Origin of the sequence: Helicobacter bilis, from assembly GCF_900198365.1 — a bacterium.
GTDB classification, from domain to species: Bacteria; Campylobacterota; Campylobacteria; order Campylobacterales; family Helicobacteraceae; genus Helicobacter_A; species Helicobacter_A bilis_B.
On record NZ_FZMS01000073.1, the window covers coordinates 1 to 22,111 of the forward strand.

Sequence of the window (22,111 nt, forward strand, 5' to 3'; positions counted from 1 at the left end):
TGTTTTAGAAGTTAAGATTCCCTGCCTTTATGGGTGGATGGGCGGAAGTGCATGGCTTGTGGCACAAAAAGCACAAATCTAAACACTAAAACAACTTGTCGTGTTAAGTACAGTAAAATACCTAACAACTTAGAATATTAAAGATATTTTGCCTTTTTCAAAGGCTCGATACGACACTACATAGAAACAGCTCTAAGTATTTATGCCCTAATCCTACACCAACATAAATTTGGTCGAGATTCTAAAAATTATAGATCTTTATAAAGCCCTACAATATTCTATAAAGCATAAATAAAAATATATCAAAAATTAAGTAGATAAAATAGATAAAAAGTAATGGTCGGAGTAGCGGGATTCAAACCCACGACCTCACCCACCCCAAGGGTGCGCGCTATCAGGCTGCGCTATACTCCGCTAAAAAATCTAATTGAGCTAGATTCTAAGTCAGTATCAATTCCATATATTAAGTGAATGACTAAAGCAACTAAGCAAACTTTATTCTTGAATTGCAACACATTAACGAGATCTTAGATTCAATAAAGTCTATGAACGAGTGCCTTATACAAACAAATAATCAACATAACAAAATTTTATTCATAGAGTGGCGGACAGGGAGGGATTCGAACCCTCGGTAATCTTGCGACTACGCATCCTTAGCAGGGATGTGGTTTCAGCCAACTCACCCACCTGTCCTTGTTGTAGATTCCTATAAAAACAAGTCTGCCAAAAAACAATTTTCAAGCAGAAATAGAAGCAGGATTTTATCTAATAAAAGCTTAATTTTTACTTAAAAATCTAGCTTCTGTCTTGTGTAAAGATATAAACCTTGTCAAAGTTTAGTTTGCAGGATTATTTATTTTGTTCTATTTACATAAAGAATTTATAGTTTGCAATTATTTTGTTATAATCTCTACCCTAAATAACACATAAAGATAAGAATAAATGAAAAATATCGTTATTGACCTTGATGGAACACTTACAGAAGATATAGATGTAGAATATAGTGATAAGCCTGTGCGAGTTGAGGTTGTGAAAAAACTAAAAGAATATAAGGCAATGGGCTTTAATATTATCATTTCAACAAGTAGAGGCATGAGAACTTATAATGGCGATATAGGAAAGATTAACGCTAAGGTGTTGCCAGATATTGTAGCATGGTTAAATAAGCATAATATCCCCTATGATTCTATTATGGTAGGTAAGGCTTGGTGTGGCTTTGATGGATTCTACATTGATGATAAGGCAATTCGCCCATCTGAATTTGTGCAAAAGAGTTATACAGAAATACAAGATATGCTATCACAAGAAGTAGCTTATAAACAAGTAATATGCGATAAAAGTAAAAATAGCTAAAGGGATAAGCAGTGATACTTATTACATCAGCACAATATTTGGTTGCAGAATTTCAAATTGAGTTTGGAAAACTGCCACCTGCATTTCTACCGCTTGGGCAAAAAAGATTCTATGAGTATTACGCACGGCTTTTTCATGCCTATAATGAACCTATTGTTTTAACATTACCTGAAAGTTTTACACTCCATAGCTTTGATATTGCGAATCTAGCAAAATATAATATAGAGATTCTGTTTGTCCCTGATAATTTAGGCTTGGGTGAATCTATTGTCTATGCGTTGAATATGAAATTGCCCCTCAGTCAGTCTTTACATATTTTGCATGGCGATATTTACTTAGAAAAGATCGATAGCATAGAAAATGCCATCGGCGTTATGCGTGTGGATAATAATTATGAGTGGGAATATTTAAGTAGTGATTATCGTATTGCCTGTGATTCTAAGCAATCAAGTGGCGATCAGCTTGCTCTAAGTGGTTATTTTCATATACAAAATCCCTACACACTGATACAATCAATAGTATGTAGCAAGTATGACTATATTAGCGGTTTAAAGCTATATTCACAATTATATCCATTTCATGTTGTGGAGCAAAATGGTTGGCAGGACTTTGGATTGCTTTCAAGTTATTTGCATGCTAAACAGATTATTACCACACAAAGAGCGTTTAATCAATTAGTCTTTCAAGATGGCTTTTATCTCAAAACATCATCATTGCATAAGAAGCTACAAGGCGAGATTAACTGGTTTTTAGAGTTTCCAAAAGACTTATCCTTGCATATCCCACTATTTATGCAGTTAGATAAAAATAGCTATAAGGTTGAGTATTTGTATTTAAATACTTTGGCAGAGCTTTTTGTATTTGGGCGATTAAGTATAATTGTATGGAAAAATATCCTTAATTGCCTGCATTCTTTTCTCTCTAAACTCCATGCAAAAACTTCTCCCAATCAAACAAACTTTAACTATACGCAAAAAACATTTGAAAGATTAAAAGATTTTTGCAAAGAACGCAATTTTTCATTCACACAGCCTTTTTGTTTTGTTGATAGCAATACTACAACAACCCTATCGACAACTATGGGGGGGGGGGGCGATATGCCTCTATTTAGCACTGCCGCATTTAGCGTTACTTTGCAAGACATGCTTGCAGATATTGACACATATATTACCCCATCTTCTCATGCGTGTTTTATACATGGTGACTTTTGTTTTAGCAATATTATGTTTGACTTCCGCTCAAATCGCATTAAAACCTATGATCCACGAGGTATTGATTTTAGCGATACGATAACCCCTTATGGTGATAAGCGATACGATTATGCAAAGATATTTCATTCGCTTGTTGGACTATATGATTTTATCATTGCTGGTTTTTATAAATGTGAAATCAGCAAGTCTCACATTTACTTTGATATACAAGAACCTTCAATAGTCTCAAGTTTGCAACAATATTTCATTGAGTTGTTTTGTCCGCAAAATGCCGCAGAAATCTATGCGATTACAATCCATCTCTTTTTATCCGCACTTCCACTGCATGCTGATAATCCAAAAAGACAAGACGCTTTATTTGCAAATGCTTTTCGCCTTTACAAGCAGTTTAAAACACTCTATCCCAATTCACTCAATACAAACAAAAAAGGCAAGATATGATAATTGTTATCCCAATGGCAGGACTTAGCTCCAGATTCAAACAAAGTGGCTACAATGAGCCAAAATACATGCTTTCCTTATTGGATAAAAGCGTGTTTTATCATGCGATACATAGCTTTAAAGCATATTTTAACAAGGAAAAGATTCTATTTGTATGTCGTGATATTTGCAACACAAAGGCATTTATCGATGGTGAATGCAAGAAGTTAGGATTGCAATTTTATGAAACAATAACACTCGAAAAAGAAACGATGGGACAAGCCCATACTACACTGCTAGGTTTAGAAAAAAGTGAGACTAAAGACACAGAATCTTTACTCATTTTTAACATAGATACCTTTAGGCCAAACTTTTCTCTACCCATAACAACTGATTTTAGCGAGATTGATGGCTATTTAGAAGTCTTTCACGCTGAGGGGAATGAATGGAGTTTTGTTTTACCTGATAAAAATAGCAATAGGGTGCTAAAAACAAGCGAAAAAGATAGAATCTCATCATTATGTAGTAGTGGTTTATACTATTTTAAACGCACGAGAGACTTTAAAGAAGCCTTGAAGTTTTCCATGCAAAACAACATAACAACAAAAAATGAATACTACATTGCCCCACTCTATAATATATTGATAGAATGGGGTATGGATATACGATTTTTCACAATCAATCTTAGCGAAGTAGTGTTTTGCGGAACACCACGGGACTATGAGAGATTGAAACAACTTAACAAAAAGGATATTGTATGACAGAAATTAAACGCGACATGACATCTTTTACAGGTGTTTTGGGTGGTGAAAGTTTTGATAAGCTTGGTGAATTAAAATTTGCTAATATGGGGGGGGGGGGTAACCCCTTGGCACGAGTATAGAGAAGCGTGGAGTAAATCTGCACGCTTTGCGATAGAGCCTACATTTCCATTGCAAATAAATTTTGAGTTAAATGCAACTTGTAACTTAAAATGCCCCATGTGTCCCATATCGCTAGAATCTAATAGCGATAAAAAGCAATTTGTTTTTCCATTTGAGATTTATAAAAAAGTCATTGATGAAGGCGTAAGTAAAGGTTTAAAAGCAATACGGCTAAATCATGTCAATGAGCCATTATTACGCAATGATTTAGAAGAATTTATTGTATATGCGAAACGCAAAGGAATTTTAGATATTTATCTTTCCACAAACGGCTTACTTCTTACACAGCAAAGAGCAAAATCACTTATAGAATCTGGACTAGATAGAATCCAAATTTCACTCGATGCTTTTTCAGAATCTATTTATAAAGAAATGCGACCGGGCAGCAATTATGCAAAAGTAAAAGAGCATGTATTACAACTCATTGAGCTAAAAAAGCAAATGCAAAGCATAACACCACTTATCCGTGTAAATTTCGTAAGGACGGAAATTAACGAACATGAATTAGATGATTTTATAGCCTTTTGGCGTGATAAAGTCGATATGATTGGCGCACAGGAGATGATAAAGATAAAAACCGCACGAGACCTTAAAAGCCACACTACAACCAAAATGAAAACATTTCATTGTGCCTATCCCAATCAATTGCTTGTAATCACGGCTGAAGGCAATGTCCTGCCATGTTGCACTTTCCATGCAGACACTATGCCTTTAGGGAATCTCTTTAAAGAACTTGAAAAAGATTCAAACTTTTCTTTGGAATCTTTTTGGAATCACAAAGACATTCAAAAACTACGCATATTGCATAAGCAAGGTGCATATAAAAGTCATGCAACTTGTAAAAAATGCGTGGAAGATTCTCAATATTAATGTATGTAAGTTTATTGTCATTTATACATAGCAATAAACAACACAAAATTTACTGCATTTTGATATTCATCTTAATAAGAGAGTATCAAATATGTAGCGTTTTGATACGCTAAATTTATATTTTTATATATTAATTGTGTTTTTTGATATATTATTGCCTATTTTCATAGATTTTTCATTATTATTTTTTAGACATTCTTTATATTGCCATTAGGAGCTACAATGTCGGTGTGGTCAAATCTTAAAATTGGAACAAAGATAATTTTATCCATTTTGGTTGCAATTTTCATATGTATGTTGGGGCTAGTTTATGTTGTAAGCAATCATGCCGAAAAGATACTTTTCAATGAGTCCCACAAGCTTTTAAGCAATGTCGCAAAGCGTTCAGCAAATCTTATGCAAGGCTACATTAACGAAACTTATAGCATGTTGCTATCAACACATGCAAATGTGCAAGATATATTAAACAGCGGCACACAGACACTAGAGCAAGAATTAAAACACAATCTTATGAATATGCTTGATCAAAATGACTTTGGCACCTATGGCTATATTATCTTAAAAGATGTGGATATGCAATCAAAATTTAAAGTTGGCAATGACTATATCATGCTTGCACTAGATAGTAACCCAAGAAATGAAGGTGGTGTAAATATGCTTCCTTCAGATTCTACAATTTTAACACTAAAGGGTGTGCAAACCGCACTTGCAAGTGGCAAACCAAGCGTTGGAACACCGCGTAAATTTAACTTTAATAACAAAGAGTTATATATCCTTTCTCTCAATGTCCCTTTACACAATAAGCAAGGAAAAGTTATCGGTGTGATTGGCATGCTTGTTGGTATTGATGAGCTATCAGCGGATTTTCGTAGCGATAGACTATCTGTTTTTGCTAGGGATTATAGGGTATTGTTTAATCAAGATGGCATGGTGATTATGCACCCTGATAAAAACTTTGAGGGCAAGATTCTCACAGAAGTGAATAGTTCGCCTACCGCACTCAATGTTACAAATGCCATTAAAAACAAACAAGAAGGTGTGGTGGAATATTATAACTTGCGTGGTGATTTAAGTTATACTGGAATTGCCGTATTTGACATTTGGAAAGATTTGGGCGTGTATTGGGGGATTGCTGTTACTGCGCCGGAGGGGTCTATTTATGCACCACTGCGTGATTTGCGTAATAACATGATTATTGGAGCGATTGTTTTTATGCTTGTTGTGGTGTTTGCTATATGGTGGGTAGTAAAGGTAGAAGTTACGACAAGAATACACGGGCTAGAACAGCTGCTTACATCTTTCTTTCAGTATTTAAATCATGAAACGAATAAAGCACCAGATCTTGTGAAACCGCGTGCTAATGATGAGATAGGGTACATGGCTCACGCCATTAATGACAACATTGAAAAAACGCAAAAGTCATTGCAGCAAGATTCTATGCTTGTAAATGAAGTTATGGAGATTGTAGATGAGGCAAAAGCAGGGCGATTTGGCAAACATATCACACAAACAAGCCCTAACCCACAGATTAATAAACTAAAAGATTCTTTAAATGAAATGTCGCACACATTATATCTTTTGGTTGGAGATAACCTAGCCGAAGCTAAGAGAGTATTTGACTCGTTTGACAACAACGACTTTACTCCAAGAATCCAAGATCCTCAAGGGCTAGAACAAAGTGTAAATAAGCTTGGAGATTCTATTGCTACAATGCTTCAAGTATCAGCCCAATATGCAAAAGAGTTAGAATCTAAATCAAAAGATTTAGAAGAAGCAGTAACTACTCTTACACAAAGCTCAAATACACAAGCAAGCTCTTTGCAGCAAACTGCCGCTTCAGTTGAAGAGATTACTTCATCAATGCAGAATGTAAGTGGCAGAACAAGTGAAGTTATCGCTCAAAGCGAAGACATTAAAAATGTAATAGGCATTATTAGAGATATAGCAGACCAGACAAACTTACTTGCACTTAATGCAGCAATTGAGGCAGCAAGGGCAGGGGAGCATGGCAGAGGCTTTGCAGTCGTAGCAGATGAAGTAAGAAAACTAGCAGAGAGAACGCAAAAAAGCTTAGGTGAAATAGAAGCAAATACAAATATACTAGTCCAAAGCATAAATGATATGGCAGAATCTATAAAAGAACAAGCTCAAGGCATTAGTCAAATCAATGAATCTATTTCACAATTAGAGACAATCACACAGCAAAATGTAGGCATAGCACATAAATCACAAGAGATAAGCAACGCCCTAGACCTAGTCGCAGCAAAGATTCTAGAAGATGCGAATAAAAAAAGATTTTGATAGCTTTGAGAATAGAATCTCATAAAATATTCTGTCATAAAACATAGGCATACATTTAACTTGGTTAATGAGTGTCTTTCGCCACATGTAATTATATCACGAATCCGATTTGCACATTTTCACACGCTTTAAAATGTTACTATTTGTAACATTTCCACCCTACAAAAAAAAAAAAACACTTGTAATATTCCCGGTTATAAAATTTAGTTGTATTTTAACTTTTTTGCTGTTATAATCTAGTTTCTTAATATTTTTAAATTGCACCGAATTTAACTAAATAGGTTGGTAAAATATGAATTTTATTTCTCGCCTCCGACTGGGGACAAAAATTTCTCTTATTGTAGTGTCAGTTATGATTGTTGCAGTGATTGGGCTTGCAAGCATCATAGCCTTTCAAAGCAAAAGGGTGCTAAATAATGAAGCCAAAAAGCTTTTACAAACAGCATCTGCTCGTTATGCTAACTTTATCTCATCGATTATTTCCGATGGATTTATATCGGTAAATACCATACAAGGTGTAACAAATACTATTTTTGAAAATGCCATAACTCCAAAGGAAACACAGCTATTAAATGTCGTTGATAATATGGTAGATTCCAATCCACACATTACTTTTGGATATATCTATATTAAAGATGCTTCAAATGTAAGGCTAAGAGAAGGTAGTAAATCGCTTACAAACAATGGTGAGATTTTAGTTATAATTGATGATGCAAATATACACTCTCCGGGTGGCACAAGACACATTCCCCCCGATCCTAATATCTTAAAAACACAGGCTTTTGAAGAAGCAATGAGTACGAATAAAATTGCCTTTGGAAATGCAAAGCAGATGACTGTGGGTGGAAAAGAAGTGTTTGCTGTTAATATTGTTGCCCCAATTTACAATGCAGAGAAAAGAAGAATAGGGATTATTGGTGTAGCCATAGATTTATCAGCATTAAGAAGCGAGTTGGTGGAAAGAGATAGAGTGTTTGATGGTGAAATACGCATGCTTCTCTCCGATAGAGAAATGATTGTTTCGCATACAAATCCAAACGCTGTTAATAAGGTCCTAACAGAGTATAATTCATCCCCACAAACTTTCAAGGTAAAAGAGGCTCTTCTAAGGCAGCAAGATGGTGTGTTTGAATATTACTCACTCACAAATAAAGCCATATCACTTGCTGCGTTACATAACTTTGACATACCAAGCGTAGATAGGCATTGGGCGATTTTAACGCTTGTCCCAGTTAAATCAATCGAGGGTCCAGCCTATGAAATTATCCAGTATGTTACATTTGTATGTTTAATTGTCCTGATTGTTTCTGTCGTGCTTATTTCGTTTTATGTTAAAGTGAAGATTGGTGATCGTATCAGTGGGATACAAGCGTATTTATTTGACTTTTTTGCTTTCCTAAGACATGAAAAAACCGATGTTAAGGATTATAAAATAGTTGCACACGATGAGTTAGGTGAAATGGCAAAAGCCATAAAAGACAATGTGTCGGCAATACAACAAGGGGTTAGACAAGACAGGGCGGTTGTCGAGGAAACCATAGGGGCTGTAAAAGAAATTGAAAAAGGTAATTTCGCTGTTAATATTGAGTGTATGCCAAACAACCCAGAGCTTGTGAAACTCGCCTCCGCACTCAACGAAATGCTAGAGGTGTTGCGATTAAAAGTTGGGTCAAACATGAACGACATTAGCAGGGTATTTGATAGCTATAAAAACCTTGATTTTACTTCGTCTGTGCGTGATGCCCGCGGTGATGTTGAAACAATGACAAATAATTTGGGGAATGAAATTAAGCTTATGCTTCAAACTTCATCTAGGTTTGCCGATACGCTTGCACAACAAAGCGGCGAGCTTAAGTCTTCTATGGATTCACTTATTACATCAAGCAATTCACAGGCATATTCTCTGCAAAAAAGTGCAACTGCGATAGAAGAGATTACTGGTGCTATGCAAAATGTAAGTGGTAAAACAAATGAACTCACCATGCAATCAGAGGATATTAAAAGTGTTATTGAGCTGATTAGAGATATTGCAGATCAAACAAACTTACTTGCACTTAATGCAGCCATAGAAGCAGCAAGGGCAGGAGAGCATGGCAGAGGCTTTGCAGTCGTAGCTGATGAAGTAAGAAAATTGGCAGAGAGAACTCAAAAGTCTTTGGGTGAAATCGAGGCGAATACGAATCTTTTAGTCCAAAGCATTAATGATATGGCAGAATCTATTAAAGAACAAGCCCAAGGCATTAGTCAAATTAATGAGACCGTAGCACAGCTAGAAAGTATTACGCAACAGAATGTATCAATTGCAACACATTCACGAGAGATAGGTTATGCAGTAGATTCTGTTGCAATGCAGATTCTAGAAGATGTAAATAAAAAGAAGTTTTAAGGTAGCTTATCGGTATTTTCTTAGACTATGGTTTTATTTTTTGTAAAACCATAGAATCTTTCACTGCCCCCCCCCATATCATCTCAATTACTGCATGTTTGTTTTTATGTTAAAAGAGATTAAACATGCAATAAAAATCTTCACTGCAAGAATAATTCTTCTTAAAGGACATAAAAGGGTATGCTATTTGCTTAAATCGTTTTTATGGCAGGTTGGAAGCTAGTTTCTAGCCATATATTGCCATGTTGATTTTATAGTAAGGAGCAACGCATGAAAAAGATGTTAGCTTTAGGACTTTTGAGTCTTTCATTGGCACAAGCAAAAATATTTGTAGGTGTTGATGGTGGTTATGTTATGGCAGGTAGTGCGACATCTGGCAAGGTTAATTCTGGCGTATATGATGGACACTACCAAGACGCATGGAATGTAAGTGCAAACTTTGGTTATGAAACTTTCTTTAGTAGCCATTTTGGTGCGAGAGCGTTTGTTAGTGCAGGTTATGGCAGCGTATTTGATAGTGCAGTAACAAAGCAATTCTTTGGTGTTGATGGCAACATTGACTTAATAGCGAATCTTGTTGGTGGCTTTGGCGTATTTGCTGGTGTTGGTGCCGGTTGGCAACATCACCCAATTGCAAGCACATTTGACAAAAATAGCATTCCATTATTTGGTAGAGTAGGTCTTACATTTGGTATCACAGATGGTTTGCGACTTGATTTAACAGCTAAGTTGCCAATTATCGCATGGGGTATGGATGGTTCTGATATCGCTGGCATACTCCCAAAACTAAATTCACCGCTTACAGTGCAAGCTGGTATTAAATTCCTATTCTAGTGCTATATAGCATGTAGAATATTTTCGCACACAATGTTATTCAGCTATGACATTGTGTGTTTTGTTGCACATTAGATTCTAAAGCATTCTACAATCAAGAATGATTTTAGGATCTTTTCTCTACAATTTTTCTTTCTTATGACTAAATTTTCATGTTAAATTATGCCTTTAGATTCTAATCATCTCTAATTTTAAGCATATTGACTCAATAGACCAAAACCCTTGACTTTTTGTTTTTTTGTATAATCGCAACTTCGTTTTTATGCAATATATCTATACAAAAAGGAAAAACATGAAAAAGTGTTACTTGTTGCTAGTGGTGCGCTATCTCTTATTTTACTTAGCGGTTGTTCATCGCTTGTTGCTACAAAGATGGATTCTAGTGTAGGCTATTTAGTGCAGTTTAATGGTGGTGATTTTAATGTTGGCGATGTTGTAAGTGCGGAAATGCCCTATGATGCTAAAAATCCAAATATAGCTGCTATGGTGCTTAATAAAGCGATTGTCGATAACAAATGCGATACGATACTTTTACCTCGCTATGAAGTTATATCAAAAACTTTTGGTAAAAATGTCATAAGGGTTACAGGAAGAGCAGCTACTTTCAAAGCAAAATAAACATATTTTCTTTAAGTTCTCTCACAAGCCGGTTGGCTTTCTGGCTGCATTACCTTTTTCATGGTGCAATGCAGTCAGAATTTTTGTATCCCCCTGCTTCTTATCAAGTAGATTATAAAATTTAGTATCAATTAAAAACGATGCTTGAAATCCAATCGTTTAAAAAGATTGGATTCGATAAGGCTAAATTTCCATTTCCTTTGCAGCCATCTCAAATGCAACAAGAAGTCGAGTTGTATAACTAAAAATTGGAAGCATAACGATTAATAGCTGTGTTAGTGTGATTTAGTCTTGTGGGGTTCTAACAAATTATCATATAGATTAACTCATGAATTAGGGCTTCTATAACACAGACACAGCTTTTTGCTTTTATAGAATCTTAGAAGAAAGATCTAATTATTTAGCATTATATATTCTCCATGATATGGAGTAATTAAAGAGTTCTCTATAAAGATTCTCAAAGTCTTTATTATCTTGTAGCAAAAAGCTTTCATCTAATGCATGTAAGCCAAAGGCTTTTTTAGAATCCGTGTTTATCTCTTTATCTTTCCATAGATACCCAACCCCTGCTTGTGTGGGATAAATCCCATTATTATCAATCCATACTGATCTATTGAATCCAAACTCATATTGCTTCTTATCCACCTTGCCTAGCATATTGCGACCGCCCACACTCATATATGTCGCATTTGATAGGCTCAAAGCATAGAGCGTAGGCAGTATGTCTTTGTGCGAACCCACACGAGATGGATTATAATGCAGGTTTATTTGATAGGCTTGTGGGATATAGATATAAAAAGGCACACTGAAGTTTAGGGCTTTATCGGTGCCTGGATTTGGTCCAAGATTTCTTAAGCGATGATCGCCTGTTGCACTTATAATTGTATTTTTTGCGAGATTTGATTGTTTGATTCTATCCATAAAATCCCCAAAGGCATTATTAGCATATTGATATAGTTTTATCGGCAATATGAGATTTTCTTGCTGTTTTTGTGTTAGTTTGTCTGCTAGTTCGCTAGGAAATGAAAGTGGCATAGGCGAAAAAGTGTGCGGTAAGAGATGTGGCGGATGATTGCTTGTAGTAAGGATAGCAATAAAAGTTGGCTTTTTGGCACTACTTAGAATCTCAAACGCAAGTCTATATACATACTCATCAGGCACACCCCATGAGTTAGAATCTTGCTTGCTTTCTGGATACTTCTCCATGAGTGTAAGGGCATCATAGACTTTATGTGCCCCTTGTATCTTTGTATAATCTTCTAATCCTTGCCACTGCCCATAGCCCGAAGTGATATAAAAGACTTCGTATCCAGAATCTGCATATATTGAGAATGGATTGTAGGGAAGCTTTATATTCTTATATGAACCAAGCGTGATTTGCTCATTTGGACTCTCAAAGAAAAGGGCTACAAATGATGGGGCTGTGCCATCCGCAGCACTCAAAAAGCGATAAAATACAAAATCACTCTCAAAATGCTTTCTTAAACTCCCAAGCAAATCATTTGTATCCTTTCTATCATGCACCAACGCATTTATACCAAAACTCTCCATAACATTTAAGACAACATGTGGGGGATTTTCTTTTAAAAAGGCAGAATCTGCTGTGGTATGAAAAAGTGGGAAAAGTTTCTCTTGCAATTCCTTGCCTCTTTCGATATTTGGCTCTCCAAAAGTCGCATTGTTTCTATAATCTTTTAGCGCCCATTCAAATGCCATAAGTGGATTTGTAGCGATATGATTAAAAATAGGTAATGTAGAAATATGAAAATTATCTGCTTTTATAGGAAAAGTTCCTAAAGTCCCACGCGCTGCAATGATAAGTAGAATAATTAAGCAAAAATGAATAGTCCCATAAATAAAAAGTCTCATAGCATTAAATGCGGTGTTTAATTTCTCTTTTATTGCATTGTATCTTAATGGAATCTTATAAGCAAAAAGGGTGATTATCCCACAAAGCAAAGACATTAAGATCCCCCACACAAGCGGATAGTCGTGCCACATAATAGAGAGAATGGCTAAAGTATCATCATCTTTTAATCCAAAAATGAAAATATCAATCTTATTGCCATAGGTTTGGAAGTAATAGAAATTTACAAAGGCTGCCACCATAAAAATAAAGCCAAGTAAAAATGCGTAAAATGAAAAGAAAAAGCGACTAAAAGAAGAGAAAAAAGAGTTTAAAGTTGCAAAGACTCTAGAGGTTACCCCCCCCCCCCCGCTTAATTTCACAGATATTTTAAGGATAGATTCTATAATAAAAGCAATAAGTTTTAGTCCAACAAAAACAAGCATCGCAATGCCAATGCTACGCATATCAAGCTTAAAGCCCATAATCCACATTGCATAAAAATCTTTATGCGTAAAGAGTTCTTTGGGGATAAAATGTGTTACCATAATAGCCCTAGCAGAAGAACAGATTATAAGCAAGATTGCAATAAATAATAATGTTTGAAAAAGTGTAGCGTAGCTTAGTGTTTTTGTAGTTGTGTTTGTCATGAAAATCCTTATAAATTAAATATGCGTGAGACTTGCAAGGTTTTTTATTGTTTGCAGATATAGGCATTTAGCGGAAAGCACTAAATTTAACCCTGCAAAATCTTTGTAGATTATGAGAGATGTTAGGTAGAATCTCTCTAATAGAATCCATGTTGCACTCAATATAACATTTATTAAAATCTAAAAGACTCTAGACTAAGAGAAATTTATAGAGAAAGATAAGAGACATAATCTTTTGATTACACAAATGTATGGCTAGAGTGGTTAGCCAAAAGCATAATCACTATTACCTTACTTTGTCTCTTCAAGCTTACGCAATGCCCCAGCAATCATAGAAGTATCACTTGAAGCGTCTTCAAGCAGTTTTTTAGCTTGTTCTAGTGCCTTTGATAGCTTACTATCACCACCACGAACGCACACTGCACCATCGGCTAATACGCTTACTTTATTATTACTAATGGAAACATGCCCCCAGTTTATTGCTACAAGATCATGACTTGATTCTGAACGAATGTCAATCACGCCTGTTTGTAAAAGCGCTAACATATCGCAATGTCCGGGCAGAACGCCAAACTCACCCTCTTTACCCGGTAAATAGACAGAATTTACCTTGCCATTAAAAATCTCACCATAAGGAGTAACAATATCGAGTTGAAAATCTTGCATTAAGCGCCCCTTATTATTTTGCTTGTTTCATATCCTCTGCTTTTTGAAGCACTTCTTGGATATTGCCAACCATGTAAAACGCATTTTCTGGTATATGATCGTATTTGCCCTCTAAAATGCCTTTAAAGCCTTCAAGCGTTTCTTGTAAGCTTACATATTTGCCCGGACTGCCCGTAAATACTTCAGCAACAAAGAATGGTTGAGATAGGAATTTCTCAATTTTTCTTGCTCTCTCCACAGTTCGTTTATCTTCTTCTGATAGCTCATCCATACCAAGCAATGCGATAATATCTTGCAAATCTTTATACTTTTGCAATACTTGCTGAATACCTGTCGCAATCTTATAATGCTCTTCGCCAACAACTTGTGGATCAAGGATTCTAGAGCTAGAATCAAGTGGATCCACAGCTGGATAAATACCCTTTTCAGCGATCTTTCTATTAAGAACGGTTTTAGCATCAAGGTGAGAGAAAACAGACGCAGGTGCTGGGTCAGTAAGGTCATCTGCTGGGACATAAACAGCCTGCACTGAAGTAATAGAGCCATTCTTTGTTGAAGTGATACGCTCTTGTAATTTACCCATTTCACTTGCAAGTGTAGGTTGATAACCAACCGCAGATGGAATCCTGCCTAAAAGAGCTGACATTTCCGCACCAGATTGTGCGTAGCGGAAGATATTGTCGATAAACATCAACACATCAAGCCCTTTTTCATCTCTAAAGTATTCCGCCATTGTTAAACCTGTGAAGGCGATTCTATTTCTTGCGCCCGGTGGTTCATTCATCTGTCCATAACAAAGGGCAACTTTGTCTAAAACACCACTTTCTTTCATTTCATGGTAAAGGTCGTTTCCTTCCCTTGTTCTTTCGCCAACACCTGCAAATACAGAGTAACCACTATGCTTATACGCAACATTATGTATAAGCTCCATAATAACAACGGTTTTACCAACACCAGCACCACCAAATAGCCCAACTTTACCACCTTTTGAGTATGGAGCAAGCAAATCAACAACTTTAATACCTGTTTCAAACATTTCTGTTTTTGTGCTTTGATTATCAAAGCTTGGAGATTCTCTGTGGATAGGCCATTTTACCGCTGCCTTAACCGGCTCACCATCATCAACAACTTCGCCAATAACATTAAAGATTCTACCCAATACTTCCTCACCAACTGGGACTTCAATCATCGCACCACGCGCTTTAACTTCTTGTCCTCTTGTAAGCCCTTCTGTCATATCCATAGCGATTGTTCTTACGACATTATCGCCCAAGTGTGCCGCTACTTCTAATACAAGCTGCTTTTCTTCAGAATCAAACTTGTAATTTACATCAAGCGCCTCGTTAATTTCTGGCAAATAATTTTCAAACTCAACATCAACAACAGGTCCCATGACTTGTGTGATTTTACCTATTTTATTCATATTTCAAGCTCCTTTCACATATTTACTTCATGGCTTCTACGCCAGCATTAATCTCAACTAATTCTGTTGTAATCGCTTCTTGTCTCGCTTTATTGTAAGAAATAGTCAGCGTTTTTACTAACTCAGCAGCATTATTTGTCGCCGCATCCATTGCTTGCATTCTTGCACTATGCTCTGCTGCTAGAGAATCTACAAGTGCATAATACATATTATATTCTACATACTTTTTTGCTAACTCATCTAGAATCATATTCTCTTCATCTTCGGGCGAAATGTTTAAAACGCTAGACATCTCGCTATCTTGTTGCAAGGCGTCTTTATCTGGCACAAGTGGCAGAATCTTCACACTTTTCAATTCTTGTGAGATAAGATTCTTAAATCCATTATGCACAATAATAACTTCGTCTGTTTTACCTGCTAGGAAATCATCGACAACTGCACCAATAAAGCTACTTGATTTTTCATAATCCGGTGAAGCACTCAAATCCGCTACACTAGCTTCTAAAGGAATGTTGTTGAATGCAAAAAACGCATTACCCTTTTTGCCAACACAGCGAAATCTTACTCGTATCTTTTTCTTTTCATACTCATCTCTTAAGCGTAAAACTTCTTTCATGGTGATACTATTAAAGCCACCACACAAGCCTTTATCCGCAGTTACAAATACAATGTCTACAATTTTTACATCATGAGATTCTGTATTGTTGAAGAACTTGCTATCAATATTTGTTAAACCACTTCGCTTAATACGCAACATCATATCGTAAAAAACTTCATTTAACTTATCCGCAAATGCCCTAGCCCGTCTTGCCATTTCTTCGGCTTTTTTAAGCTTTGAGGTCGAGACTAGCTTCATAGCACGCGTAGTTTTCTTAGTGTTATTTACGCTTGATATTTTTTTCCTAATTTCTTTTAGTCCATTTGCCATAAGTATGCCTTATTAAATCGCAAAACTTGTTCTAAACTCACTTAATGCCTTGTTAAGCAAAGATTCTACCTCTTTATCTAACACTTTTTTAGAGCTTATATCTTCAAAAATGCTTGGATATTTTGCCTCAATAAATGGATAAAGCTGTTTTTCAAACTCAACAACCTTATTTGCAGGAATATCATCTAAGAATCCTTTCGCACCGGCATAAATGATAGTTACTTGTCGCTCAATTGGCAGTGGGCTATATGGTCCCTGCTTTAAGACTTCCACCATTTTTTGCCCCCTCTCAAGCTGTCTTCTGCTTGACTCATCAAGGTCGGAAGCAAATTGTGCGAATGCTTGTAGCTCCCTAAATTGTGCAAGGTCAAGTCGTAATGTCCCGGCAACTTGTTTTGTTGCCTTAATCTGTGCAGCTCCACCAACGCGAGATACCGATAAACCAACATTGATTGCAGGGCGAATACCCGAGTTAAACAAATCTGTCTCAAGGAATATCTGTCCATCTGTAATTGAAATAACATTTGTAGGAATGTAGGCTGAAACATCGCCTGCTTGTGTTTCAATGATAGGTAATGCAGTCAAAGATCCAGCACCAAGCTCATCACTCAATTTAGCCGCACGCTCAAGCAAACGAGAGTGGATATAGAAAACATCACCCGGAAAAGCTTCTCTTCCGGGAGGTCTTCTTAGAATAAGGCTCATTTCACGATAAGCAACAGCATGTTTTGTAAGATCATCATAGATAATAAGTGCATGTTTGCCATTATCTCTAAAATACTCCCCAATTGTAACACCAGAGTAAGGTGCAAGATATTGCATAGCTGCACTTGAACTCGCAGAAGCATTCACTACAACCGTGTATTCCATAGCACCATGTTCTTCAAGCTTACGCACAACTTGTGCCACCGTAGATTCCTTTTGTCCTATGGCAACATAGATACAATAAACACCCTGCCCTTTTTGATTGATAATCGCATCGATAGCAACGGTTGTTTTCCCAGTTTGTCTATCACCAATGATAAGCTCTCTTTGTCCCCTACCGATAGGCACAAGTGCATCAATGGCTTTAATACCTGTTTGCAATGGCTCATGCACACTTTTTCGTTGCATAATGCCGGGAGCTTTTTGCTCGATAAAACGATATTCGTTTGACTCTATCGCACCTTTGCCATCAAGTGGATCACCAACGGTATTTACAACGCGACCTATTACACTTTCTCCAACTGGAATCTTCATAAGTCGATTTAGTCGCTTAACAGTTGTGCCTTCTTTAATACCTTTTCCATTACCAAGCACAACAACACCAACACTGCCTTCTTCAAGGTTAAGTGCTAGTCCCTTTTCACCTGTGTCAAACTCAACCATTTCATACGACATAACATCGTTTAAGCCATACACCTTAGCAACACCATCAGCGTAACTCGTAACCTTGCCAACTTGACTAATATCAACCTGCAGGTCAAACTGCTCAATCTTTTCGCGGATAATAGAGCTTATTTCTTCGGGTTTTAATTTTGCGGTAACCATGTGTCTCCTTCTATTAGATTGCTTTTAAAATAAAGTCTTGTAATTCTTGTGTGAATTTATGTTTTAAGAACGCAACTTCAATGCCCAACTCCGTAACCTCAAGCTTAATGCCATCTAGAGTAGGATCAATGCTTTGCGTAACTTTTAGCGTTGTTCCTAGCTTCCTACCAAGCTTATCCTGAATGTTGAGCAGAGAATCTTGACTTAATTCTTGTTTCACATAAAGTGTGGCTTGATAAACATTAAGGCGACTATTAATAATCTTTTTAAGCTCAAGTGCTACACAGGGTAATAAATAGATTCTATCATTTTTAACAAGGATAGTTAAAAGCTTTTCAGCATAAGGGTTCGCTGTAATATCAACAAGAGATTTTAGAAATGCAAGCTTACTCGTGTTGTCAATAATGGGCGACATGACAATATCTCTAAACTTACTTACAGCAAACATTTTATTTATTTCTGCATATATGCTATACACCTGCGTAATATTTTCGGCATTGCAAACACTAGCTAATGCTTTGGCGTATTTTTTTGCTATAACATGTTCTTGCATTTACACCACCTTCTTTTCTAGGATTCCAACATAATCTTTGGATTCAAGTTTTAAGGCTTGGCTTACAAATGCTTCCTGTAAGATCTCTGCAACAAGCTGCTTTTGTAGCATCTTTTCTTGAAATTCCATTGCTTCTTCATTTGCTTTTAATAGATTTGCAATTTGTTCTTTTGTTTTCTCTTCAATACGCAACACAGACGCATTTGCTTCTTTTTTGGCAGTAGCAATTATTTCTGCCGCTTGCTCTTTTGCTTCTTTCAATCGCTGTTGTGCTTTTTCTTTCTTTGCCCTTATCTCATTTACTTTTTCTTGTGTTTGTGAAAGCTTATTTGCAATGCCTTTTGTGCGTTCTTGCAACATGGACTTAAGCCTATCTGCGAGTAAATACCACATTAACGCCACAAAAATAACAAAGTTTACCAATCTTTCTATAATGTCAGTTTTTGAAATATCCATCACATGGGCTTCGCCACTTGCATAGGATATGCTACATAGCACAAAGCACATGAAAGCCATATAATATATGTATCGCATAATTATCCCTTTATATCACTAACTTTAAATATGTTTAATCTTTGCAGCAAGTAAAGATTCTATATCGCCTATATTTGCACGCAATTCATTTTTCATAGAATCCCTGCTTTCCTGCAATTTTGCCATGAAAGCATCCATTTTCTCTCGGTTTTCATTTTGCATACGCTCTATTTTTGCACCTGCACTCTTTTTCGCCTCTTCAACTTGCTCTTCCTTAGCTGTAAAAGCCTGTGTCTTCGCATGAGATAAAATCTCATGAATCTCGCTTTCTATGCGTTGAAGTTCATTATCTTCACGCGTTACAAGCTCTAAATCACTTGTAACTTTCTGTTCTCTTTGGTCCATATAGGCAAAAAGTGGCTGGAATACAAACTTATTGAGCATAAACATTGTAACCATAAACACTATAAACACGACAAGCATGACCTGTGGATTTGGCATAATTTCCATATTTTTCCCTTTTTACTTGTTTGCTTGGCAACTTTGCGATTATATTTTAAAAAACTAAGTCGCTATTGTAGCAAATTTCTAGCTAAGTTACAATACTAAAAGCTTAAAAAACGCATAATTTTGAAAATAAAATTGCAAAAAATTGTAAGTTTAGGGTATAAAATAAACAAAATTTATACTTATATGGAATCCGTAAAGAAGTGCGAATAATATCTTATGGAATCTGGAATCGCATGTATAAGCTATGCTTGTATGCCTAGCATTATATAATTACTGAAATCTAGGCTCCAAATTACTAGCAATCGCTCAATCGTTTCAAACAAACATGCTTTATGCCTTTGTGAGAAAAGATATAAGGATATTTCTCTTTGTGCCACCAAAATTTACCATCGCAGTTGAGTTGTCGCCTAGCTCCCTTACAGATTCTATCCTACCAAATCCAAATATTTTATGCTGAACACAATCGCCGCGTTTTAGTCCCGCTACGCATGTATCACTTTCTTCATCTGCTTCATTATTATTTAATCTTGCATTTTGTTTTGATACCACACCAGATTCTACTAAAAATTGTGATGGCTCAAACTCTCTATATCTGCCATGATGCATTCTCTCTTTTGCATAGCTTAGTTTAAGCGTATCTTTTGCGCGAGTAAAGGCTACATAGGCAAGTCTTCGCTCTTCATTAAGATTCTGTGTGTTTTTATCAACAGAATCTATACTTATTTCATAAAAATTCATTAATGGAAATAAGCCTTGCTCCATACCAATAACAAATACATGCTTAAACTCTAATCCCTTACTATTATGCACACTCATGCAAAGCACATTGTGAGAATCTTCCATATCGCTACTAGAACTTAGCGCTATATCATTGAGAAATGTTTGTATTATCTCTTCATTACTAGAGTAATCCCCGCCCCTCTCACATTCTATAAAATCTAGCAAAGTCGCAAATAACTCGTCCATATTTTTCCTGCGATCTTCATTGCTTTCAGAATCTTTTGTTGGTATATCATCTGCATAGAGTTTTATTTTTGTTTTAAAAAAAGTGGGTATTTCGCTTGGATTAAGCTGCAAACATTCTCTTAAAGATTCTATTAATGTAAAAAACTCGCTTAGCTTTGCATGGCATTTAAGTGAAGATAATCCGCCTTGTTTCCATGCGGCATATATGCTTGTGTATTGCATGCTTGCGGCTATTATATTTTCAAATGTCTTTTCGCCGATACTTCGCTTTGGTTGATTGATAATTCGCTCAAGTGAAAAGTTATCATCAAGGTTTAGGGCTAAACGCAAATAAGCAAGGACATCTTTAATCTCTTGTCTATCATAAAATCGTATAACGCCTACCATTTTGAATGGAATCTTAGCGCGATTAAAGCATTCTTCTACATTTCTTGCAAGTGCGTTTAAGCGGAATAATATCGCAATGTCATTATAGCTCTCGCCTTGTGCTATGAGTGTCTGTATAGATTCTATAATCTGTTTCATCTCGGCTTTGTCATCATGGCTTTTTATATATTGGACTTTTTTGCCATTATGCCTTGTTGCTTTTAGAATCTTATCATATCGTGTTGTGTTGTGTGATATAAGGTTATTTGCGATTATCAGAATCTCTTCTGTGCTGCGATAGTTTTGCTCTAGCTTTACTATCTTTGTATTTTCAAATTGGGTATCAAAGTCTAGGATATTTTCGATATTTGCACCACGCCAACTATAAATGCTTTGATCATCATCGCCTACTACGCAAAGATTCTCGTGTGTGGCACATAGAAGTTTTAATAGACTTGCTTGCAGGTTATTTGTATCTTGGTATTCATCTACCATGATGTATTGATATTTATTGCTTATTTGTGTGCGCAGTGTTTCATTTTCATATAAGATTCTATAAGGTAATAGTAATAAGTCATCAAAATCTACAAGGTTATTTGCGTAAAGATAGTCCTCATATTTTTGATAGATCATTGCAATCTGTGTGTCTATCATGCTTGGACTTTGCTTTGCGATATCTGGCAGTATGGCGTTATTTTTATAATCAGATATAGCACTTGAAAGTGTTGCGGGGGTTAATTCCTTTGCGATATTTTTACTATTTTTCTTTATATTTCGTATTATCTTTCGCTTATCATCTTCATCTATGACATTAAACAAGGAATTACGCGAAAGTAGATGAATGTAGCGTTGTAAAAAAAGCAATCCAAATTTATGAAAGGTGCAAAGCAAGGGGGTATTTATCATGGGCATATTCATTGATTCTATAAGCTTTAATGCTCTCTCTCGCATTTCTCTTGCGGCTTTATTTGTGAATGTTAATGTTAATGTGTTTTGTGCGGGGATACCTATACTTAAGAGATAGACAAGTCTTGTTGTTAGCGTTTTAGTTTTGCCGCTTCCAGCCCCAGCAAGGATAAGCAAGGCATTATCTACATGGATGGCGGCTTCTTTCTGTGCGGCATTGAGTGATTCTAAAATATCCATAATTATTCCTTATTTTTATTTGATTTGTGTTTGCATGATTCTGAATGTAATTATAGACTATATTATAAGTGTTAGGGATATTGTTCTGCTGTATTACTTTTTGTTTGTGTAAAAGCATGTTGTTACTATCACCTATA

19 protein-coding genes and 2 tRNA genes are annotated in these 22,111 nt (G+C 36.1%); 9 read left to right on the forward strand and 12 right to left on the reverse strand.

Annotation, left to right across the window (positions count from 1 at the left end):
* Positions 1-337 precede the first annotated feature (337 nt).
* Together C6H08_RS09155 and C6H08_RS09160 are read right to left on the reverse strand one after the other, a co-directional pair.
* A tRNA-Pro gene (locus tag C6H08_RS09155) sits at positions 338-414 on the reverse strand.
* A 188-nt stretch (positions 415-602) separates the two neighbouring features.
* Positions 603-693: transfer RNA gene (locus C6H08_RS09160), tRNA-Ser, on the reverse strand.
* Positions 694-942: 249 nt separating this feature from the next.
* On the opposite strand from C6H08_RS09160, the gene C6H08_RS09165 reads away from it, so the two are divergent.
* The 9 genes from C6H08_RS09165 to C6H08_RS09200 all read left to right on the forward strand — a co-directional run bounded on the left by C6H08_RS09165 (position 943) and on the right by C6H08_RS09200 (position 10,916).
* Positions 943-1,353 carry an HAD family hydrolase gene (locus C6H08_RS09165; protein ID WP_034579235.1) on the forward strand — a complete coding sequence of 137 codons (411 nt, stop codon included), beginning with the start codon at positions 943-945 and terminating at the stop codon, positions 1,351-1,353.
* A gap of 11 nt (positions 1,354-1,364) precedes the next feature.
* Positions 1,365-3,005: a protein kinase family protein gene (locus C6H08_RS09170; protein ID WP_199773201.1), complete on the forward strand. Its 1,641-nt coding sequence runs from the start codon at positions 1,365-1,367 to the stop codon at positions 3,003-3,005.
* A complete protein-coding gene (locus C6H08_RS09175; RefSeq protein ID WP_034563158.1) occupies positions 3,002-3,745 on the forward strand; it encodes a glycosyltransferase family 2 protein in 744 nt (247 codons plus the stop codon). The genes C6H08_RS09170 and C6H08_RS09175 overlap by 4 nt, the downstream gene beginning before the upstream one ends.
* Positions 3,742-3,867, forward strand: a complete 126-nt coding sequence (locus tag C6H08_RS12365; RefSeq protein ID WP_267892898.1) for a hypothetical protein — start codon at positions 3,742-3,744, stop codon at positions 3,865-3,867. Before C6H08_RS09175 ends, C6H08_RS12365 begins: the two co-directional genes overlap by 4 nt.
* The gene (locus C6H08_RS09180) at positions 3,824-4,777 is read left to right on the forward strand and encodes a radical SAM/SPASM domain-containing protein (protein ID WP_411698105.1); all 954 of its coding nucleotides are present in this window, start codon (positions 3,824-3,826) and stop codon (positions 4,775-4,777) included. Before C6H08_RS12365 ends, C6H08_RS09180 begins: the two co-directional genes overlap by 44 nt.
* Before the next feature lie 222 nt (positions 4,778-4,999).
* A complete protein-coding gene (locus tag C6H08_RS09185; RefSeq protein WP_104686177.1) occupies positions 5,000-7,078 on the forward strand; it encodes a methyl-accepting chemotaxis protein in 2,079 nt (692 codons plus the stop codon).
* 292 nt (positions 7,079-7,370) lie between these two features.
* Positions 7,371-9,464, forward strand: a complete 2,094-nt coding sequence (locus C6H08_RS12465) for a methyl-accepting chemotaxis protein (RefSeq protein WP_034580522.1) — start codon at positions 7,371-7,373, stop codon at positions 9,462-9,464.
* A gap of 270 nt (positions 9,465-9,734) precedes the next feature.
* Entirely contained in the window at positions 9,735-10,298 is a 564-nt protein-coding gene (locus tag C6H08_RS09195) for a hypothetical protein (protein ID WP_034564983.1), read from the forward strand.
* 300 nt (positions 10,299-10,598) lie between these two features.
* Entirely contained in the window at positions 10,599-10,916 is a 318-nt protein-coding gene (locus tag C6H08_RS09200) for a hypothetical protein (protein WP_034580847.1), read from the forward strand.
* A 396-nt stretch (positions 10,917-11,312) separates the two neighbouring features.
* Here C6H08_RS09200 and C6H08_RS09205 read toward each other — a convergent pair whose 3' ends face one another.
* The 10 genes from C6H08_RS09205 to C6H08_RS12070 all read right to left on the reverse strand — a co-directional run.
* Entirely contained in the window at positions 11,313-13,412 is a 2,100-nt protein-coding gene (locus tag C6H08_RS09205) for an LTA synthase family protein (protein ID WP_233708552.1), read from the reverse strand.
* A 291-nt stretch (positions 13,413-13,703) separates the two neighbouring features.
* The gene (atpC, locus tag C6H08_RS09210; RefSeq protein WP_004086510.1) at positions 13,704-14,078 is read right to left on the reverse strand and encodes an ATP synthase F1 subunit epsilon; all 375 of its coding nucleotides are present in this window, start codon (positions 14,076-14,078) and stop codon (positions 13,704-13,706) included.
* Positions 14,079-14,091: 13 nt separating this feature from the next.
* Entirely contained in the window at positions 14,092-15,501 is a 1,410-nt protein-coding gene (gene atpD / locus C6H08_RS09215) for a F0F1 ATP synthase subunit beta (RefSeq protein WP_034580521.1), read from the reverse strand.
* A gap of 22 nt (positions 15,502-15,523) precedes the next feature.
* Entirely contained in the window at positions 15,524-16,429 is a 906-nt protein-coding gene (gene atpG, locus C6H08_RS09220) for an ATP synthase F1 subunit gamma (protein ID WP_034562960.1), read from the reverse strand.
* A gap of 12 nt (positions 16,430-16,441) precedes the next feature.
* A complete protein-coding gene (gene atpA, locus C6H08_RS09225) occupies positions 16,442-17,959 on the reverse strand; it encodes a F0F1 ATP synthase subunit alpha (RefSeq protein ID WP_034562958.1) in 1,518 nt (505 codons plus the stop codon).
* Between the two features lie 13 nt (positions 17,960-17,972).
* A complete protein-coding gene (locus C6H08_RS09230) occupies positions 17,973-18,512 on the reverse strand; it encodes a F0F1 ATP synthase subunit delta (protein WP_034562955.1) in 540 nt (179 codons plus the stop codon).
* The gene (locus C6H08_RS09235; RefSeq protein WP_034562953.1) at positions 18,513-19,046 is read right to left on the reverse strand and encodes a F0F1 ATP synthase subunit B family protein; all 534 of its coding nucleotides are present in this window, start codon (positions 19,044-19,046) and stop codon (positions 18,513-18,515) included.
* A gap of 24 nt (positions 19,047-19,070) precedes the next feature.
* Positions 19,071-19,496 carry a F0F1 ATP synthase subunit B family protein gene (locus tag C6H08_RS09240; RefSeq protein ID WP_034562951.1) on the reverse strand — a complete coding sequence of 142 codons (426 nt, stop codon included), beginning with the start codon at positions 19,494-19,496 and terminating at the stop codon, positions 19,071-19,073.
* A gap of 330 nt (positions 19,497-19,826) precedes the next feature.
* Positions 19,827-21,974, reverse strand: coding sequence for an ATP-dependent helicase (locus tag C6H08_RS09245; protein WP_034580519.1), 2,148 nt, complete (start codon positions 21,972-21,974; stop codon positions 19,827-19,829).
* A partial coding sequence (locus tag C6H08_RS12070; protein WP_233708553.1) for a hypothetical protein occupies positions 21,916-22,111 on the reverse strand: 196 nt, incomplete at its 5' end. The genes C6H08_RS09245 and C6H08_RS12070, both read right to left, overlap by 59 nt.

What these genes read in the sequence shown, in the direction of transcription:
- C6H08_RS09165 (WP_034579235.1), top strand. Translation starts at nt 943, where the DNA reads ATGAAAAATATCGTTATTGACCTTGATGGAACACTTACAGAAGATATA.
- C6H08_RS09175 (WP_034563158.1), top strand. Translation starts at nt 3,002, where the DNA reads ATGATAATTGTTATCCCAATGGCAGGACTTAGCTCCAGATTCAAACAA.
- C6H08_RS12365 (WP_267892898.1), top strand. Translation starts at nt 3,742, where the DNA reads ATGACAGAAATTAAACGCGACATGACATCTTTTACAGGTGTTTTGGGT.
- C6H08_RS09185 (WP_104686177.1), top strand. Translation starts at nt 5,000, where the DNA reads ATGTCGGTGTGGTCAAATCTTAAAATTGGAACAAAGATAATTTTATCC.
- C6H08_RS12465 (WP_034580522.1), top strand. Translation starts at nt 7,371, where the DNA reads ATGAATTTTATTTCTCGCCTCCGACTGGGGACAAAAATTTCTCTTATT.
- C6H08_RS09195 (WP_034564983.1), top strand. Translation starts at nt 9,735, where the DNA reads ATGAAAAAGATGTTAGCTTTAGGACTTTTGAGTCTTTCATTGGCACAA.
- C6H08_RS09205 (WP_233708552.1), bottom strand. Translation starts at nt 13,412, where the DNA reads ATGACAAACACAACTACAAAAACACTAAGCTACGCTACACTTTTTCAA.
- atpC (WP_004086510.1), bottom strand. Translation starts at nt 14,078, where the DNA reads ATGCAAGATTTTCAACTCGATATTGTTACTCCTTATGGTGAGATTTTT.
- atpD (WP_034580521.1), bottom strand. Translation starts at nt 15,501, where the DNA reads ATGAATAAAATAGGTAAAATCACACAAGTCATGGGACCTGTTGTTGAT.
- atpG (WP_034562960.1), bottom strand. Translation starts at nt 16,429, where the DNA reads ATGGCAAATGGACTAAAAGAAATTAGGAAAAAAATATCAAGCGTAAAT.
- atpA (WP_034562958.1), bottom strand. Translation starts at nt 17,959, where the DNA reads ATGGTTACCGCAAAATTAAAACCCGAAGAAATAAGCTCTATTATCCGC.
- C6H08_RS09230 (WP_034562955.1), bottom strand. Translation starts at nt 18,512, where the DNA reads ATGCAAGAACATGTTATAGCAAAAAAATACGCCAAAGCATTAGCTAGT.
- C6H08_RS09235 (WP_034562953.1), bottom strand. Translation starts at nt 19,046, where the DNA reads ATGCGATACATATATTATATGGCTTTCATGTGCTTTGTGCTATGTAGC.
- C6H08_RS09240 (WP_034562951.1), bottom strand. Translation starts at nt 19,496, where the DNA reads ATGGAAATTATGCCAAATCCACAGGTCATGCTTGTCGTGTTTATAGTG.
- C6H08_RS09245 (WP_034580519.1), bottom strand. Translation starts at nt 21,974, where the DNA reads ATGGATATTTTAGAATCACTCAATGCCGCACAGAAAGAAGCCGCCATC.